Consider the following 17,341-nt stretch of genomic DNA (forward strand, 5'->3'; position numbering starts at 1 on the left):
CCGGAGCCCTGAAGGGTTCCGGCCGGGGCGCCCGGCGACCGTCAGAGGTACGCGCTGTTGCTGAGGGTGAGCGGGATGAAGGTGGTCGGGCCGCCGTAGTTCCAGGTGATGAAGGCGTCCGCGCCCGTCTTGTACTCGCCGGTGGACCGGGGGTACTCGGTGTCGACGGTGCCGAGGACGGTGCTGTAGGCCGTCTTGGTGTTGTAGGTGACCTGGGTGTTGTAGCGGAACAGGGCGACCTCGACCTGGATCGCGTAGACGGGATAGGTGCACTGCACCGACGCCAGGCCCTCCTCGCCGCCGCCGTACGGGCCGCCGTAGTAGACGAACGGGGTGCTCGGGGTCAGCGTGCAGGTGACGGTGATGGAACCGACGGTCCCCGTCACCGAGGTCGAGGCGAGGGTGCCGGAGGAACCCGCCGACACGCCGGTGGCTCCGGTGGACAGCGGCGCGAGGCGACCGGCCCGCGCGCCACCGGTGGCGGACGATCCGGCCGCCGGCTGCGCGGCGTCGGCACCGGCGGTGCGGGGGGCCGCCTGGGTCGGGCCGGCCACCGCGAGCAGCGCGGCGGAAACGGCGATCGCCACCAGGGCGGCGAGGGCCCGGGGCTTCCCACTGGGACGTACTCTCGTCATTACGCGTCCTTCGGTGCGTCGTGATGGAGCAGTTCGGGTGTTTCTGGGGCCGGCCGGCCCGGTGCGACCGAGGGGGCCGAACATCCACGCTCCGGTGACCTGTCGACGCATTGCGCGCGAATACGCGGCAGGTCAGGGGAAGTGGTCGTGCGGATCGGCCGACGAAGTGCCGTGCGTCGCACCGGCCGGCTCAAATTCTGGCAAGGTTTCCAACTTTCACGCAAGGTCGCCGAGCGATTACCGATCGGTGTGGTCGGCTATGTGTCCGAACGGATGAGCGGCGTGCCGCGGCGCTTCTTTCCCGCCTTTGGGAAAAGCATTTCCGTCGTTGTGCGCACGACAATTTCCGCGCGTTTCGCGTGTCGGGGTCGCATCCGGCTCCGGACCACGGGCGGGCCCTCGCGGGCCGGGTCGCCGGGGCCGGACCGGGACCGGCCGGACCACCCCGGGCCGGGGGTTTGCCGGCCCGCCCGGACGGGGCATTGACGGTGATCCGCTAGGCCGGTAGACCTTGGTGATGGAGGCGCACGGATGAGGAAAGCCCCGCTCACGTTGGAACAGCTCCGGGTCGCCGTCGCCGAGGGCGAGATCGACACGGTGGTGCTCGCCCTGACCGACATGCAGGGTCGCCTCCAGGGTAAACGGTTCCACGCCCCGTTCTTCCTCGACCAGGTGGTCGCCAACGGCAGCGAGGGCTGCAACTACCTGCTCGCCGTGGACGTCGACATGAACACCGTCGACGGGTACGCCATGTCGAGCTGGGAACGCGGCTACGGCGACTTCGCCATGCGCCCCGACCTGTCCACCCTGCGCCGGATGCCGTGGCAGCCGGGCAGCGTGCTGCTCCTGGCCGATCTGGAGTGGCTGGACGGCTCCGGCCCGGTGGTCGCCTCGCCCCGGCAGATCCTGCGCCGGCAGCTCGACCGGCTGGCCGACCACGGGCTGACCGCGTACGCCGGCACCGAGCTGGAGTTCGTCCTCTACCGCGACTCGTACGAGGAGGCGTGGCGGCGCGGCTACCGCGACCTCACCCCGGCCAACCAGTACAACGTGGACTACTCGCTGCTCGGCACCGCCCGGGTGGAGCCGCTGCTGCGCCGTATCCGCACCGAGATGGCCGGCGCGGGGCTGATCCCGGAGAGCGCCAAGGGCGAGTGCAACCTCGGCCAGCACGAGATCGCCTTCCGCTACGACGAGGCGGTGGCGTGCGCCGACCACCACGTGATCTACAAGAACGGGGCGAAGGAGATCGCCGCCCAGGAGGGCATGTCGATCACGTTCATGGCCAAGCCCAACGCCCGGGAGGGCAACTCCTGCCACATCCACTTCTCGCTGCGTGACGTCGACGGCCGCTCGGCGATGCTCGGCGACGGGCCGGCGCAGCTCAGCGTCACCGGGCAGCGGGTGCTGGCCGGGCTGCTCGCCACCATGCGCGAGATGAGCGTGCTGTTCGCCCCGAACATCAACTCCTACAAGCGTTACCAGCCCGGCTCGTTCGCGCCGACCGCGTTGCGCTGGGGCACCGACAACCGCACCTGCGCGCTGCGGCTGGTCGGCCACGGGCAGGGGATGCGGGTGGAGAACCGGGTGCCCGGCGCGGACGTCAACCCGTACCTGGCGATCGCCGCCCTGGTCGCCGGGGCGGTGCACGGCATCGAGCAGGAGCTGGAGCTGGCCGACGAGTGCACCGGCAACGCCTACGACGACCCCACCGCCGAACGCGTCCCACCCACCCTCCGCGACGCCCTCACCCTCTGGCAGAACTCCGACATCGCCCGCTCCGCTTTCGGCGACGAGGTGCACGCCCACTACGCCAACCTGGCGAAGGTCGAACTGGCGGCCTTCGACGCCGCGGTGACCGACTGGGAACTAACCCGTGGCTTCGAACGCCTCTGACCCCCGCTGCGGCGTCGATCATGGAGTTGTGGTGGGCGATATGAGGCGGTATGCGGTTTATCCGGGGCACCACAACTCCATGATCGACGGGGAAAGGGGTGGGGCGTGACGCGGGTGGTTGATCCGGCGAGTGGGGATGTGGTGGGGGAGGTGGCGGCCACCGGACCGGGGGAGGTGGATGCGGCTGTCTCTCGGGCTGCTGGGGCGTTCGAGACGTGGCGTCAGGTTGCGCCGGGGGAGCGGGGGCGGATCCTGCGGCGGTTCGCGGGGCTGGTGGACGCGCACCTGGAGGAGTTGGCGCGGCTGGAGGTGCGCAACGCCGGGCACACCATCGGCAACGCGCGCTGGGAGGCCGGCAACGTCCGCGACGTGCTCGACTACTACGCGGGGGCGCCGGAGCGGCTGACCGGGCAGCAGATCCCGGTGCCCGGTGGCTGGGACGTCACCTTCCACGAACCGCTCGGCGTGGTCGGGGTGATCGTGCCGTGGAACTTCCCGATGCCGATCGCCGCCTGGGGTTTCGCCCCGGCGCTGGCCGCCGGCAACACGGTCGTGCTCAAGCCCGCCGAGCTGACTCCGCTGACCGCGCTGCGGCTGGCGGAGCTGGGGCGCGAAGCCGGCCTGCCGGACGGCGTGTTCACCGTGCTGCCCGGCCGGGGCGACGTGGTCGGCGAACGGTTCGTCACCCACCCGGCCGTGCGCAAGGTCTGCTTCACCGGCTCGACCGAGGTGGGCACCCGGATCATGGCCGGCTGCGCCGCCCAGGTGAAGCGGGTCACCCTGGAGCTGGGCGGCAAGAGCGCCAACCTGGTCTTCGCCGACGCCGACCTGGAGAAGGCGGCGGCCACCGCGCCGTACGCCGTGTTCGACAACGCCGGGCAGGACTGCTGCGCCCGCTCCCGCATCCTGGTCCAGCGCCCGGTCTACGACCGGTTCCTGGAGTTGCTCGAACCGGCGGTGCGGGCGTTGCGGGTGGAGGACCCGGCCGCCGAGACCGCCGAGATGGGCCCGCTGATCTCCGCAGCCCACCGGGACCGGGTCGCCGGCTACCTCGACGGTGCGAGGGTCGCGTTCACCGGCAACCGGCCCGACGGCCCCGGATTCTGGCACGCCCCGACGGTGCTGCTCGCCGACTCCCCGGCCGACCGGCACTGGCGGGAGGAGATCTTCGGGCCGGTCGTCTCGGTGCTCCCGTTCGACGACGAGGCCGACGCGGTCCGGCTCGCCAACGACACCGAGTACGGCCTGTCCGGCTCGATCTGGACCCGGGACGTCGGCCGGGCGCTGCGGCTGGCCCGGGCCGTGGAGGCGGGCAACCTGAGCGTCAACTCGCACTCCTCGGTGCGCTACTGGACCCCGTTCGGTGGGATGAAGCGCTCCGGGCTCGGCCGTGAGCTGGGCCCGGACGCGCTGCACGCCTTCACCGACGTCAAGAACGTCTTCATCAGCACAGAGGAGTGAGGCGCGTGCAGGGTCGGCTACAGGACCGGGTCGCCGTGGTGACCGGGGCGGGCAGCGGGATCGGGTTGGCCACCGTGCGGCGGTTCGCCGCCGAGGGGGCCCGGGTGGTCTGCGTCGACATCGACGACGAGGCCGGCGGGCGGGCCGCCGAGGAGGTCGGCGGCGAGTACGTGCACACCGACGTCGCCGACGAGGCGGCCGTGCGGGACCTCTTCGACGGGGTCGTGCAGCGGCACGGCCGCCTCGACGTGGCGTTCAACAACGCCGGCATCTCCCCGCCCGACGACGACTCGATCCTCGACACCGGGCTGGACGCCTGGGAGCGGGTGCTGCGGGTCAACACCACGAGCGTCTACCTGTGCTGCAAGTACGCGATCGGGCACATGCGCCGGCAGGGTAAGGGCTCGATCATCAACACCGCCTCGTTCGTGGCGCTGATGGGGGCGGCCACCTCGCAGATCGCGTACACGGCGAGCAAGGGCGGGGTGCTGGCGATGACCCGGGAGCTGGGCGTGCAGTTCGCCCGGGAGGGCATCCGGGTCAACGCGCTCTGCCCCGGACCGGTCGCCACCCCGCTGCTGCTGGAGCTGTTCGCCGCCGACCCGGAGCGGGCCGCCCGCCGGCTGGTGCACGTGCCGATGGGCCGGTTCGGCGAACCGGAGGAGATCGCCGCCGCGGTGGCCTTCCTGGCCAGCGACGACGCGTCGTTCATGACCGCCGCGCAGTTCGTCGTCGACGGCGGCATCACCGGCGCGTACGTCACCCCCCTGTGAGCGGGTCGGCGGCCGGCCGGCGGGCGCGTCCGCTGATCGGCATCACCGGGTACGTCGAGCCGGCGAGTTGGGCCGTCTGGCGGGACGTGCCGGCGTCGCTGATCCCGCAGGCGTACGTCCGCTCGGTGACCGCCGCCGGGGGGCGGGCCGTGGTGCTGCCCCCGGACGACCTGGACGCCGACGTGGTGGACGTGCTCGACGGGCTGCTGCTGGCCGGTGGCGCGGACGTCGGCCCGGAGCGTTACGGCCAGCCGGCGGACCCGCGTACCGAGCCCCGGCCCGACCGGGACGCCGGGGAGTCGGCCCTGCTGGCCGCCGCGCTCGCCGTGGACCTGCCGGTGCTCGGGGTGTGCCGGGGCATGCAGTTGCTGGCCGTCGCGTACGGCGGGTCGCTGCACCAGCACCTGCCGGACGTGGTGGGCCACGACCGGCACCGCCCCGCCCCGGGGGTGTACGGGGCGCATCCGGTCCGGTTCGCGCCGGGGACCCGGACGGCGTCGGTGTTGGCCGGGGTGGACCGGGTCAACTCGTACCACCACCAGGCGGTGGCCGATCCGGGGCGGCTCACGGTCACCGGCTGGGCCGACGACGCGGTGGTGGAGGCGGTGGAGGACCCGGCGCGGCGGTTCCTGCTCGGGGTGCAGTGGCATCCGGAGAACGACGACGACCCGCGCCCGGTGACCGCCCTGGTGAGGGCCGCCCGGGACAGCTGACGCCTCCCATTATGCGGGATTATTGTCTCGAAATGCGGTCAGCGGCGGCAGGATGACGGTATGGGGACCGTGTATCCGGCGCTGGACGGGCGACTGCGGGAGTTCGTCGAGGCGCAGCCGATGTTCTTCGTGGCCACCGCGCCCAGCGGCAGCGGGGGGCACGTCAACGTCTCCCCCAAGGGCATGCGGGGCACCTTCGTCGTGCTCGGCCCGCACCGGGTGGCCTGGCTGGATTACCACGGCAGCGGCGCGGAGACGATCGCCCACCTGCGGGACAACGGCCGGATCACGCTGATGTTCTGCGCCTTCGACGGCCCACCGAAGATCGTCCGACTGCACGGCCGTGGCGTCGCCACCCCGGTCACCGACCCCGGCTTCGCGGCGCTGCTGGCCGACTTCCCCGAGCCGCCCGACGCGCATGCCGTGCGGGCGGTGATCGGGGTGACCGTGGACCGGGTCAGCGACTCCTGCGGCTACGCGGTGCCCCTGATGGACTACCGCGCCGACCGCGACCTGTTGCTCACGTCACACTCCCGGCGCACCGCCGAGGATCTGGTCGCCTACCGGGCGACCAAGAACGCGGCCAGCATCGACGGCCTGCCGGTCTTCTGAGCGCCGGCCCCTCACCGTGCGCTGTCGGGCAGATGACGGCAGGATGAGGCACGGGTTACCAGCGTCCGTCGGAACCTGTGCGTTACGTTCCTGATCCGTCGGGGTAGAAGACGGACGCGACCGGCGTGAGCCGAGGCGTTATGGGGGGCACGACCGGCCGAAGCAGGGGGCGCGGATGAGCTCGGCCCGTGGGGGCGAGGACGGCCGAGGGCTGTCCGCACTGTCGTCCGCCGACGGCGTACTGCCGCCGTGGCTGGCCGGGGCGTTCGCGGCGGGCGGCGAGATGGGCCGCCGGCTGAGCGGACACGACTGGGCGGCCAGCCCGCTCGGCAGCCCCGACACCTGGCCGGCGGCGCTGAGCCACGCCATCGGCATGATGCTCTCCTCGCGGGCCCAGATGGTCATGTTCTGGGGCCCCGACCAGCTGGCCTTCTACAACGACGCCTACCGGCCCACCATCGGCGACAAGCATCCCGTCGCGCTCGGCCGGCCCGCCCGGGAACACTGGGCCGAGACCTGGGACGTGCTCGGTCCCCTGCTCGACGGGGTACGCCGCAGCGGCGAGTCCTACCGCGGTGAGAACCACCCGTTCCTGCTCGACCGGCACGGCTTCGTCGAGCGGGTCTACTTCGACATCTCCTACGACCCGATCCGCGACGACGACGGCAGCGTCAACGGCGTCTTCTGCTTCGTCAACGAGACCACCGGCCGGGTCGTCGGGGAACGCCGGCTGCGGGCCCTGGCCGAACTCGGCGCCCGCCTCGGCGCGGCCGGCAGCATGGCCGAGCTGGGGCAGGCCACGGCGGCGGTGCTCGACGGGCACCGGGCCGACGTCCCGTTCGCCCTGGTCTACCTGACCGACGAGACCGGTCGGCCGGTGCCGGCCGGGGTCAGCGGCGTCGATCCCGCCCGGGTGCCGGCCGAGCCGCCGGCCACGCTGGCCCGGGTCGCCGCCGGTGGGGTGGCCGCCGAGATCGAGGTGGCCGAGCTGCTCGGCGCGGTGCCCGACGACGTCGCCCCCCGGGCGCTGGTGCTGCCGCTCACCGCCACCAGCGAGCCCGCCGGGGCGCTGGTGGTCGGCCGTTCCGCCCGACTGCCGTTCACCGACGAGTACCGCGACTTCCTCGGCCTGATCGCCGCGCAGGTGTCCCGGGTGGTCGGCCAGCAGCGGGTGTACGAGCAGGAGCGGGCCCGCGCCGCCGAACTGGCCGCGCTCGACCGCGCCAAGACCAACTTCTTCGCCAACGTCAGCCACGAGTTCCGCACCCCGCTGACCCTCGTCCTCGGCCCGCTGGAGGACATGCTGGCCGACCCGACGCTGTCCGCCGAGCACCTCGACCGGCTGACCATGATGCACCGCAACGCGCTGCGCCTGCTCAAGCTGGTCAACACGGTGCTCGACTTCTCCCGGCTGGAATCCGGCCGGCTTGCCGCCCACTACCAGCCCACCGACCTGGCCGAATACACCTCCCGGCTGGCCAGCACCTTCCGCTCCGCGACCGAGCGGGCCGGGCTGCGGCTCGTGGTCGACTGCCCGCCGCTGCCCGCGCCGGTCCTCCTGGACCGCGACATGTGGGAGAAGATCGTCTTCAACCTGCTCTCCAACGCGCTGAAGTTCACCTTCGACGGGGAGATCCGGGTCCGGGTGGTCGCGGTCGACGGCACGGCCCGGCTGGAGGTGGTCGACACCGGGGTCGGTATCGCCGCCGAGGAGGTGCCGCACGTCTTCGAGCGGTTCCACCGGGTGCCGGGGGTCCGCTCGCGTACCCACGAGGGCACCGGGATCGGCCTGGCCCTCGTCCGTGAACTGGTCGAGATGCATGGCGGCACGGTCGCCGCCACCAGCCGGGTCGACCACGGCACCACGGTCACCGTGACCGTCCCGTTCGGCTCCGCGCACCTGCCGCCCGACCGGGTCGCCCTCACCGCGCCGCCGCCCACCACCGAGTCGGCGCACGCGTCGCTCTACGTCACGGAGACCGCCAGGTGGACCGACCGGCCCGACCCGGCCGGCGACGGGCGACCCACCCCGGCCACCGGCCATCCCGCCCGGGGCGGCCGGGTCCTGCTCGCCGACGACAACGCCGACCTGCGCGAACACGTCACCCGACTGCTCAGTCCCGAGTACGAGGTGGTGGCCGTGCCGGACGGCGCGGTGGCCCTCCAGGAGGCCACCGCGGGCCAGTTCGACCTGGTGCTCACCGACGTGATGATGCCCCGGCTGGACGGCTTCGGCCTGGTCACCGCGCTGCGCGGAAACCCGGCCACCCGGCACGTGCCGATCGTGCTGCTCTCCGCGCGGGCCGGGTCCGCCGAGGCGGTCGCCGGTCTCTCGGTGGGTGCCGACGACTACCTCACCAAGCCGTTCTCCGGCACCGAGCTGATCGCCCGGGTCCGGGCCAACGTCGAACTGGGCCAGTTGCGTGGTCAGATCATCCGCCGGCTGCGGGCGCTCGCGGACGCCGCCGTGGCGGTCAACACCGCGAAGTCGACCGCCGACGTGGTCCGGGTCGCCGCCCGGCACGCACTGCACCTCGCCGAGGCGGCCCGGGTGTCGGTCACCACGGTCACCGGCGCGCGGCACGAGGCCGACGGCGGTGGTGCCAGCACCGGCCAGCCGTCCCAGGTGCTGCCGCTGACCGGCAGCACCGGTGGGCAGCTCGGCGAGCTGCGGGTCTGGCGTCGGGACGGTGACGGCACCGAGCACGCGGCCCTCACCCAACTGGCCCGCCTGGTCGGCGTACGACTGGAGAACGCCCAGCTCTACGAGGCCGAACACCGGATCGCCACCACGCTGCAGCACAGCCTGCTGCCGCGTTCGCTGCCCCAGCTCCCCGGTGCGGTGGTGGCCAGCCGCTACCTGCCCGGCAGCACCGACGTCGAGGTCGGCGGCGACTGGTACGACGTGATCGGCACCGGCGACGACGAGGTGGTGCTGGTGATCGGCGATGTCGTCGGCAAGGGCGTCCGGGCCGCCGCCGCGATGGGTCAGCTCCGCAACGGCCTGCGGGCCTACCTGCTGGAGGGCTACGACCCGGGGCAGGCGCTGACCCGGCTCAACCGGTTGGTCGGCTCGACCGAGCGGCAGTCGTTCGCCACCGTGTTCTGCCTCTCCTTCACTCCGCGCACCGGCCGGCTGCGGTACGCCAGCGCCGGTCATCCGTCCCCCCTGCTGATCCGAGGAGACGACGTGGCCTTCCTGCACGAGCAGGCCCTCGGGCCGCCCATCGGGGCGCTCACCGGCACCGACTACCGCACCGTCGAAGGTGGACTCGCCCCCGGCGGTCGGCTGCTGCTCTACACCGACGGCCTGATCGAGGACCGGCGGGCCGGCATCGACGCCGCCCTCACCCAGCTCCGGGCGGACGCCGCTGCCGGTGCCGGCGGCGGGCACGTGGCCGACCTGGTGGACGCGGTGGTGGAGCGGGTCGACGGGCGCAGCCGGCACGACGACGTCGCGGTGCTGGCGCTGGAGGCCGCCGAGCTGAACCGGTTCGCGTTGCGGCTGCCCGCCGATCCGACCCGGCTCAGCGTGCTGCGTAAGCGGCTGGAGGACTTCCTGGTCGCGCACTCCGTCGGCGAGAACGACCTGTTCGACCTGATCGTCGCCGTGTCCGAGGCCGCCGCCAACGCCATCGAGCACCCGGTCGCGCCGGTGGAGCCGACGATCGGGGTCGAGGTGTCGATCGTCGACCGGACGGTGGTGGCGACGGTGCGCGACAGCGGCCGGTGGCGGGAGTCGACCGGGGCCGGGTTCCGGGGCCGGGGGCTCGCGCTGATCGAGGCGCTGGGCGAGCTGTCCGTGCGTCGCACCGACGAGGGGACCGAGGTGTCGCTGCGCCGCCGGCTGGCCGACTGAGCCGGGCCGCCCCGGGTCAGAGCGGGCGCAGCCACTCCTGGTCGCCCAGGCCGGAGATCTCCAGCACCCGGCTGACCTGCCGGGACGGGAACACGGTCAGCGCGCCGGGGAACCGCCGGGCGAGCTGGACCACCGCGTGGATGGCGGCGGAGTCGAAGAAGGTGACCGCGCGCAGATCCAGGGTGACCTGCCGGGCCGGCTCACGGAGGGTGGTCTGGACCATGGTGTCCGCGGTGGCCATGTCGACCTCGCCGGTCACCGTGACGCGGACGTGGTCCCCGGTGTTCTCCGCGCGTGCGGAGAACACGGGCGGTTCGCCCTCCAGATCCACCCCGCCACCATTGCACAGCCCGGTGGCGGCGGCAACAACCGCCGGGCCGTGCGGGAGGCCCTGCGCCCTACGGAGATAGGCTGTCGTCATGACCGTCCGTGCCCCGCTCACCCCCGGCACACTCTCCCCGTGGCGAGCGGTCCCCGACCACATCGCCCGCCCGGAGTACGTGGGCCGCAAGCAACCCCAGCAGTGGCGCGGCTCGCACGTGCAGACCCCGCAGACCATCGAGAAGATGCGGGTCGCCGGCCGGTTGGCGGCGCAGGCCACCCAGCTCGCGGGCGCACACTGCAAGCCCGGGGTCACCACCGACGAGATCGACCGCGTGGTGCACGAGTTCCTCGTCGACCACGGCGCCTACCCGTCGACGCTGGGCTACCGGGGCTTCCCCAAGTCCTGCTGCACCAGCATCAACGAGGTCATCTGCCACGGCATCCCCGACTCGACGGTGCTCGCCGACGGTGACATCGTCAACGTCGACGTCACCGCCTACCTCGACGGGGTGCACGGCGACACCGACGCCACCTTCTGCGTGGGTGAGGTGAGCGAGGAGGCCCGGCTGCTGGTCGAGCGCACCCACGAGGCGATGATGCGCGGTATCCGGGCGGTCCGCCCCGGCCGGCAGATCAACGTGATCGGCCGGGTCATCGAGTCGTACGCCAAGCGGTTCGGCTACGGGGTGGTCCGTGACTTCACCGGCCACGGCATCGGCGAGGCCTTCCACAGCGGCCTGTACGTACCGCACTACGACAGCCCCCGGCCCACCGACATCATGGAACCGGGCATGACCTTCACCGTCGAGCCGATGATCACCCTCGGCACCTACCAGTACGACATGTGGGACGACGGCTGGACGGTCGTCACCAAGGACCGGAAGTGGACGGCCCAGTTCGAGCACACCATCGTCGTCACCGACGACGGCTTCGAGATCCTCACCCTGCCGTGACCGAGACCCCGGCGGCGCTGCGCGAGGCGCACCACGCGGACGTGTCCGGCGGCTGGCTGCGGCCCGCCGTCTTCGGCGCGATGGACGGTCTGGTCACCAACATCGCCCTGATCGCCGGGGTCGGCGGCGGCGGGGTGTCGGCGCACAGCATCGTGCTCACCGGCACCGCCGGCCTGGTCGCCGGCGCCATCTCGATGGGGCTGGGCGAGTACACCAGCGTCCGGTCGGCCAACGAGCAGGTCGCCGCCGAGGTGGCCAAGGAACGCCGCGAGCTGGAACGCCACCCGGAGGCCGAGGCCCGCGAGCTGTCCGACGCCTGGGTGGCCCGGGGCCTGCCCCGCGACCTGGCCGACCAGGTCGCCGAGGCGGTACGCCGCAACCCGGAGGAGGCGCTGCGGGTGCACGTCCGGGAGGAGTTGGGCGTCGACCCCGACGAACAACCCAGCCCCTGGGCGGCGGCGATCTCGTCGTTCCTCTGCTTCTCCGTCGGCGCGCTGATCCCGCTGCTGAGCTACCTGCTCGGCTCCACCAGCCTGGCGCTGGCGCTCGCCATCGGCGGGGTGGGGCTCTTCGCGGCCGGGGCGGTCGTGGCCCGGTTCACCCACCGTCCGTGGTGGGCCGGTGGGCTGCGGCAGCTGCTGCTCGGCGCGGCGGCGGCCGGCGCGACCTACCTGATCGGGATGCTCATCGGGGTGCAGGGCGGCCTCGGCTAGCCCGTCACGGTCGGCCCGGCTGGTCACTGCGGTCGGCCCGGCGGGGCCGGGGCTCAGTCGGTGAGCAGGTCGTCCACCGTGCCGTCGACCGGTCGGCCCCGGGCGGCCAGCTCCTCGGCCTGCCCGGTCAGCACCCGGCCCACCTCGGTCATGTCCGCGCCGGCCAGCCCGGTACGCCGCACCGCGTCGCCCGGGTCCCGGAAGTAGGTGCGGCTGAGCAGGCCGCTGACCGTGGCCGCCGCCAGCCGCGCCTCACCCAGCATGACCAACGCCTGGTCGGTCTCGTACCACTCGGCGAGCCGGGCGGCGCGGGCGTGCGCCGCCCAGCCCCGGTACCAGGCGTCCCGGGCGGCGGTGCTGAACTCGGCCGGCCGGGCCCGGGCCAGCCGGCCCAGGTGCTCGTCGCGCAGGGTGCGCAGCCAGCCGGTCGGGTCGTACAGCGCGACGGTGGTGACGTACCGGTCGGCGGTCAGCGGCCAGGCCGGGGTCAGCGTCCGGGCCCGCCGCAGGTAGCCGTCGGCGTCGGCCACGGTCAGCGCCACCAGCACCCCGTCCACCCGCCGGGTCGACGGGGCCGGGCCGCCGCCCGCCCGGTAGGTGACCAGCAGCAGGTCGACCTCGGCGTCCCCGCCACCGTCGTCGTCGCCGTGCGCCAGCGGACCGTGCACGGCCACCGCGAGGATGTCCGCCGGGAAGCGTCGCCGCGCCGCGTCGGCCACCCGCCCGGCGACCTGCCAGCGCGGATCGTCCAGGTCCACCCCGGCCGCCGGCTCCGGCACGGTCACGGCAGGTCGGCACCGGTCGGGGCCAGCCGGAAGATGTGGATCTCCCGGCCGCCGGCCCGCTGCACGTACGTCCGGTACGCCGGCCACTCGGTGACCAGCAACTGCCAGAGCCGTTCCCGCTCGGCCCCGGTCGCCAGGTCGGCGCGGACGGCGAGCCGACGACCCTTGACGGCCACCTCCGCCTGCGGCCGGGCGAGCAGGTTGAGCACCCAACCGGGCTGGTGCCGCTGACCCCAGTTGGAGCCGATCACCACGAACCCGTCGCCGTCCGGTACGTACAGCAGGGGGTTGCTGCGCGGCAGGCCGGAACGGTGCCCGGTGGTCGTGATGATCAGCGAGGGGACCAGCCCCAGCGCGACCACCCGACCCCGGGTGAGCCGTCCGACCGCCCGGTCGACGGGGACGAGCAGGCGCATGGTGGCACCGAACCACGTGTGGTGACCGAGCCGCCGGGTGAGGGTTCCGAGTACGGGCACCCGGCCAGTCTGCCTGGTCGACGCGGTGTCCGCACCCACCGGCTCCCGGCGGGCCGCTCAGTCCAGCCGGCGTTCGACAGTCAGGCGGGACCTGGTGAACAGGCCGGCGCCGAGCATCGCCACCAGCGGCACCACCACCAGCACGCCGAGGGTCTGCCAGGGCACCACCATCGGGTACGGCGTCTGGGTCGGCCAGCTCTGCGCGTACTGGCGGTTCGTCGAGGTCAGGATGATCAGGGCGGAGCCGAGCCCGGCCGCGATGCCGAGCGCCGAGCCCACCACGGCGATCACCCCCGCCTGGCAGAGCGAGAGCACCCTTCGTACCCGGGGACTGGCCCCCACCGCCGCGAGCGTGGAGAGGTCCCGGCGGCCCTCCGCCGCGGCGAGCCCGGTGGCCACCCCGGCCGCGCCCAGGGTGATCACCCCGGCACCGGCCGCCAGCAGGAGCAGCAACGGCCGCCGCTCCGAGCGGGGCGGACCCCGCTCGATCTGCGCTGACACCGGCAGCAACGGCCGCAGCGCGGTGACCACCCGGTCGAGCTGCGCGTTGCTGGGCGCGGACCGGGTGTCGACGGCGAAACCGGCAGGCTCCGTGCGCAGGCCGGCCCGGGCGGCGGCGGCGGGGGAGAGCACCAGCCGGTCCACCGGCAGCCCGTCGCGCAGCAGGTGACCGGGGAGGGTGACGGTGTTCGCCACCGGCGGCCGGGAACCGCCGGTCGACCGGTCGACCCGGACCGTCACCCGGCCGTCGACCACGTAGCGGGAGTCGCTCACCACCACGCCACCGGCACGCAGCACGGCCGCGGCGGCCGCCACCTCGGCCGCCGGTGCACCGCTGAGCACCCCCAGGGCGGTACCGTCGTCGACCATGGCGGGCAGGTAGAAGCCGCTGACGATCCGGACCGGCGGAACACAGCGCGGGTCGTCCAGCGCCGCGCGGCGGGCCTCGGCCGTCTGGTACGACTCCGGGTCGTACGGGCATGCCCGGCCGGCGGGCAGCACCGGCGCGACCGTGCAGTAGGCGCTCGGGTCGCGCATCTCGGTGCAGCCGGGCACCGCCACCGGCAGCACCGCGTCGGTGCCCAGCTCGGCCCGGACCCGCTCGGTGACCAGCGGCAACGGGGGCAACGGTCCGGTGCCGTCCCGGTCGGCACGCAGCAGCAGCACCCGACCCGGCGGCATCCCCGGTTGCCAGTCGGCTCGTTCGCGGGCGTCGTTGCTGGCCACGTAGACGCCCAGGGCGACGCTGCCGGCGACGGCGGCCATCACCGCGGAGATGGCCGGGGCGGCCGACGAGCGGTTGCGGCTGGCGTCGCGCAGCGCGATCCGGGGCGCGGGCGGCAGCAGCGGACCGAGCCGGGCCAGCAGACCGATCAGCGTGGGCGTGCAGAAGACCAGGCCCAGCTCGCCCAGGACCAACCCGGCGAGGATCATCGGGGTGTCGGCCCGCGCGGCACCCAGGGCGGCGGTCCCGCTGCCCAGCACGGTCAGCGCCACCCCGAGGAGAAGCCAGCGGCGGCGGTGCGGGGGTGCGGTCCGGCGACCGGCCAACCCGGCCACCACGTCCTGCCGGGCGGCGGCCAGCGCCGGTGCGAGCGCGGCCAGCACCCCGGCCAGCACCGCGACCGCCGCGATCGCGGCGAGCGCCGCCGGGAAGACCCGGTAGCCCCCGCTGCGCGCCCCCAGCACGTGCTCCTCGACCACCGACCGGCCGACGAGTGCGGTGGTGACCCCGAGCAGCAGCCCGCACGCCGCTCCGAGCCCACCGAGGACCACCCCGTCGGCGAGCACGATCCGCCGCAGGTGCACCGGGTCGCCGCCGGCCACCGCGACCAGCGCCAGGTCCCGCCGCCGCCGCCGGACCCCCACCGCGAAGGCCGGGCCGACCAGCAGGACGACCTCCAGCAGACCGAGGCCGCCGACCAGCACCGTGTTGCTCGCCAGCACCGGATCGGGCAGGTAGAGCGTCGACCCGTCGGGGGAGCGGGCACCCGGCACCGGATGCCGGGCGCTGACCAGCACGCCGTGCGCGTTGAGCCGGTCCACCAGCGCGGCATCCACCGGGCCGGGGAGGTCGACCAGCCAGCTCTCGTCGTAGCTCCGCTCGTCCCGGGGCAGCCCGGCCGGGGTCAGGGCGACGATCTCCCCGAGCTGGTCGGGAAACTCGACCACGCCGACCACCCGCCACCGGCGGGTGCCGTCGGCCGCGTCGACCGACCCGCCCACCCGGACGCCCATCCGGGCGGCGGCCTGCGCGCTCACCGCGATCTCGTCGGGTGCGGTGGGGACCCGCCCGGAGCGCAGCCGCACCGTCGAGCGGGCCACCGCGTCGGTCAGGTCCAGCGCCCGCCCGTCGAGGGTCCTGGTCCGGTCGCCGATCCGCACCTCGAACGGCACCCACCAGCTGACCCGGCTGGCGCTGCTGCCGGCCGGCAGCAGCGCCTCGATCTCCGCCTGGCCCACCGGCCGGTCCCGGGTCACCACCTGGTCACCCGTGCGGGGCCAGTTCGTGTCCCCCCAGGAGTCCTGGTGGATCGGGTTCTCCGCCACCCAGCTCAGCTCGACGTCGGCGGCGCCGGCCCGCTGGACGAAACTCTCCTCCCGGGTGAGGTCGGCCATGTCGTAGGTGACCGCCACGAAGCTCAGCACCAGCACCGGCAGCGCGATCATCGTCAGCACCAGCGCGGTACGCCCCCGCGCCCGCCGCGCCTCCCGCCGGGCGATCCGCAGGGCCGCCCGCCAGGACCCGACCGTGCCGGCGAGCCGGGCTGTGCGGTCGGACCGGCCATCGGGGTGGGGCGGGGCGCTCACCGGCCGATTCCGGAGAGCAGGTGCTCGACCCCGGTCAGCGGCGCGGTGGAGTCGACCATGACGCCGTCGCGGAGGAACACCACCCGGTCGGCCCAGCCGGCGTGCCGGGCCTCGTGGGTCACCAGCACCCCGGCCGCGCCCGCGTCGACCCGGCGGCGCAGCAGGTGCAGTACGGCCTCCCCGGTCTGCGAGTCCAGCGCCCCGGTCGGCTCGTCGGCGAGCACCAGCCGCCGGTCACCGACCAGCGCCCGGGCGATCGCCACCCGTTGCTGCTGGCCCCCGGACATCTGGTCGGGGAAGCGACCGCCGAGCCCGTCCAGGCCGACCTCCTGCAGCGCCGTCAGGGCCGCCCGCCGGGCCTGGCGTACGCCGACCCCGTCGAGTTCCAGCGGGAGGGCCACGTTCTCCGCGGCGGTGAGGCTGCCGAGCAGGTTCAGATCCTGGAAGACGTAGCCGATCCGGCGACGGCGCAGCCGGGCCAGCCGCCGCCCGTCGAGTGTGCCGAGCGACTCCCCCTCGACCAGCACCTCCCCGCCGGTCGGCCGGTCCAGCCCACCGGCGAGGGTGAGCAGGGTCGACTTGCCCGAACCGGAGGGACCCATCACGGCCACCAGCTCGCCCGGTCGTACGGTGAGGCTCACCCCGCGCAGCGCGTGCACGGCGGCCTCCCCACCCCCGTGGGTGCGGTGGACGTCGCGCAGTTCGAGCACCGCGCCGTCGGGGCCGGTCACCGGTGTGCCTCCTCGTCGGCCCGCTCCACCACCTCCGGCGGTGACCCGCTGCGTGCGGTGGGGGCCGCCGGCCGGTGCCGGACCAGGCTGGTCTCGCAGTGGTCGAGCCAGCGGATCTCCGCCTCGGCCTGGAACATCATCGCGTCCAGCACCAGTCGCCAGGGCAGGTCCTCCGGCCGGTCACTGGTGTACTTGAGCCGGGTCAGCTCCTGCAACGTGCGCATGGTCGCGCCACGCTGGGTCTGCACCACCGCCCGCACGTCCACCCCGGGCGTGGTCAGCGCCAGGGCCAGCTTGATGGACAGCTCGTCGCGGGGGCGGTCGTTGCGGCTGATCGGGGTGACGAACCACAGCGCCAGGTCCGCCCGTCCGGCATCGGTGATCTCGTACGGCCGCTGCCCGCCCTCGTGCTCGGGCAGCGAACGGACCAGGCCGTCGCGTTCCAGCCGGTTGAGGGTGGTGTAGACCTGACCGATGTTCAGCGGCCAGGTCGAGCCGGTCGACTCCTCGAACGCGGCCCGGAGCTGGTAGCCGTACATCTGGCCGCGCTCGAGCAGGGCGAGCAGGCCGTGACGGATGGACATGCGACGGAGTATGCA

General features: G+C 73.9%; 15 protein-coding genes. 8 read left to right on the forward strand and 7 right to left on the reverse strand.

Annotated features, from left to right (window positions below; genetic code table 11):
- Positions 1-41: 41 nt before the first annotated feature.
- Positions 42-635, reverse strand: a complete 594-nt coding sequence (locus tag ACN261_RS16435) for a hypothetical protein (RefSeq protein WP_421409601.1) — start codon at positions 633-635, stop codon at positions 42-44.
- A gap of 531 nt (positions 636-1,166) precedes the next feature.
- Here ACN261_RS16435 and ACN261_RS16440 point away from each other — a divergent pair.
- The 6 genes from ACN261_RS16440 (at position 1,167) to ACN261_RS16465 (ending at position 9,949) form a co-directional block, all read left to right on the forward strand.
- On the forward strand, positions 1,167-2,531 hold the full coding sequence (locus tag ACN261_RS16440; protein WP_425850932.1) for a glutamine synthetase family protein: 1,365 nt from the start codon (positions 1,167-1,169) through the stop codon (positions 2,529-2,531).
- 114 nt (positions 2,532-2,645) lie between these two features.
- Positions 2,646-3,992: an aldehyde dehydrogenase family protein gene (locus ACN261_RS16445; RefSeq protein ID WP_425853611.1), complete on the forward strand. Its 1,347-nt coding sequence runs from the start codon at positions 2,646-2,648 to the stop codon at positions 3,990-3,992.
- Between the two features lie 5 nt (positions 3,993-3,997).
- The gene (locus ACN261_RS16450; RefSeq protein WP_421486215.1) at positions 3,998-4,765 is read left to right on the forward strand and encodes a 3-oxoacyl-ACP reductase; all 768 of its coding nucleotides are present in this window, start codon (positions 3,998-4,000) and stop codon (positions 4,763-4,765) included.
- Positions 4,762-5,478, forward strand: a complete 717-nt coding sequence (locus ACN261_RS16455; RefSeq protein WP_425850934.1) for a gamma-glutamyl-gamma-aminobutyrate hydrolase family protein — start codon at positions 4,762-4,764, stop codon at positions 5,476-5,478. The genes ACN261_RS16450 and ACN261_RS16455 overlap by 4 nt, the downstream gene beginning before the upstream one ends.
- 60 nt (positions 5,479-5,538) lie before the next feature.
- Positions 5,539-6,090: a pyridoxamine 5'-phosphate oxidase family protein gene (locus ACN261_RS16460; RefSeq protein WP_421486217.1), complete on the forward strand. Its 552-nt coding sequence runs from the start codon at positions 5,539-5,541 to the stop codon at positions 6,088-6,090.
- Between the two features lie 175 nt (positions 6,091-6,265).
- On the forward strand, positions 6,266-9,949 hold the full coding sequence (locus ACN261_RS16465; RefSeq protein WP_425850936.1) for a SpoIIE family protein phosphatase: 3,684 nt from the start codon (positions 6,266-6,268) through the stop codon (positions 9,947-9,949).
- A gap of 16 nt (positions 9,950-9,965) precedes the next feature.
- On the opposite strand, the gene ACN261_RS16470 is transcribed toward ACN261_RS16465, so the two are convergent.
- Complete coding sequence (locus ACN261_RS16470; RefSeq protein ID WP_421486219.1) at positions 9,966-10,370, reverse strand: STAS domain-containing protein; 405 nt, start codon at positions 10,368-10,370, stop codon at positions 9,966-9,968.
- Here ACN261_RS16470 and map point away from each other — a divergent pair.
- Both map and ACN261_RS16480 read left to right on the forward strand, forming a co-directional pair.
- On the forward strand, positions 10,369-11,226 hold the full coding sequence (gene map / locus ACN261_RS16475; protein WP_088645554.1) for a type I methionyl aminopeptidase: 858 nt from the start codon (positions 10,369-10,371) through the stop codon (positions 11,224-11,226). The genes ACN261_RS16470 and map overlap by 2 nt on opposite strands.
- The gene (locus tag ACN261_RS16480) at positions 11,223-11,939 is read left to right on the forward strand and encodes a VIT1/CCC1 transporter family protein (RefSeq protein ID WP_421486220.1); all 717 of its coding nucleotides are present in this window, start codon (positions 11,223-11,225) and stop codon (positions 11,937-11,939) included. The genes map and ACN261_RS16480 overlap by 4 nt, the downstream gene beginning before the upstream one ends.
- Positions 11,940-11,992: 53 nt before the next feature.
- On the opposite strand, the gene ACN261_RS16485 is transcribed toward ACN261_RS16480, so the two are convergent.
- From ACN261_RS16485 to ACN261_RS16505, 5 genes are read right to left on the reverse strand one after another with little or no spacing between them, the layout of a single operon-like run.
- Positions 11,993-12,724 (reverse strand): nucleotidyltransferase domain-containing protein, encoded by a 732-nt coding sequence (locus ACN261_RS16485; RefSeq protein ID WP_421486221.1) that lies wholly within the window; start codon positions 12,722-12,724, stop codon positions 11,993-11,995.
- Positions 12,721-13,200 carry a nitroreductase family deazaflavin-dependent oxidoreductase gene (locus ACN261_RS16490; protein ID WP_357928434.1) on the reverse strand — a complete coding sequence of 160 codons (480 nt, stop codon included), beginning with the start codon at positions 13,198-13,200 and terminating at the stop codon, positions 12,721-12,723. The genes ACN261_RS16485 and ACN261_RS16490 overlap by 4 nt, the downstream gene beginning before the upstream one ends.
- 57 nt (positions 13,201-13,257) lie before the next feature.
- Positions 13,258-16,011 (reverse strand): FtsX-like permease family protein, encoded by a 2,754-nt coding sequence (locus ACN261_RS16495; protein WP_421486222.1) that lies wholly within the window; start codon positions 16,009-16,011, stop codon positions 13,258-13,260.
- Positions 16,008-16,742 (reverse strand): ABC transporter ATP-binding protein, encoded by a 735-nt coding sequence (locus tag ACN261_RS16500; RefSeq protein ID WP_421486223.1) that lies wholly within the window; start codon positions 16,740-16,742, stop codon positions 16,008-16,010. Before ACN261_RS16500 ends, ACN261_RS16495 begins: the two co-directional genes overlap by 4 nt.
- Entirely contained in the window at positions 16,739-17,326 is a 588-nt protein-coding gene (locus ACN261_RS16505; protein WP_088645558.1) for a PadR family transcriptional regulator, read from the reverse strand. The genes ACN261_RS16500 and ACN261_RS16505 overlap by 4 nt, the downstream gene beginning before the upstream one ends.
- Between the last annotated feature and the right edge of the window lie 15 nt (positions 17,327-17,341).

This window comes from Micromonospora sp. WMMD723, from assembly GCF_049863385.1.
GTDB lineage: Bacteria > Actinomycetota > Actinomycetes > Mycobacteriales > Micromonosporaceae > Micromonospora > Micromonospora wenchangensis.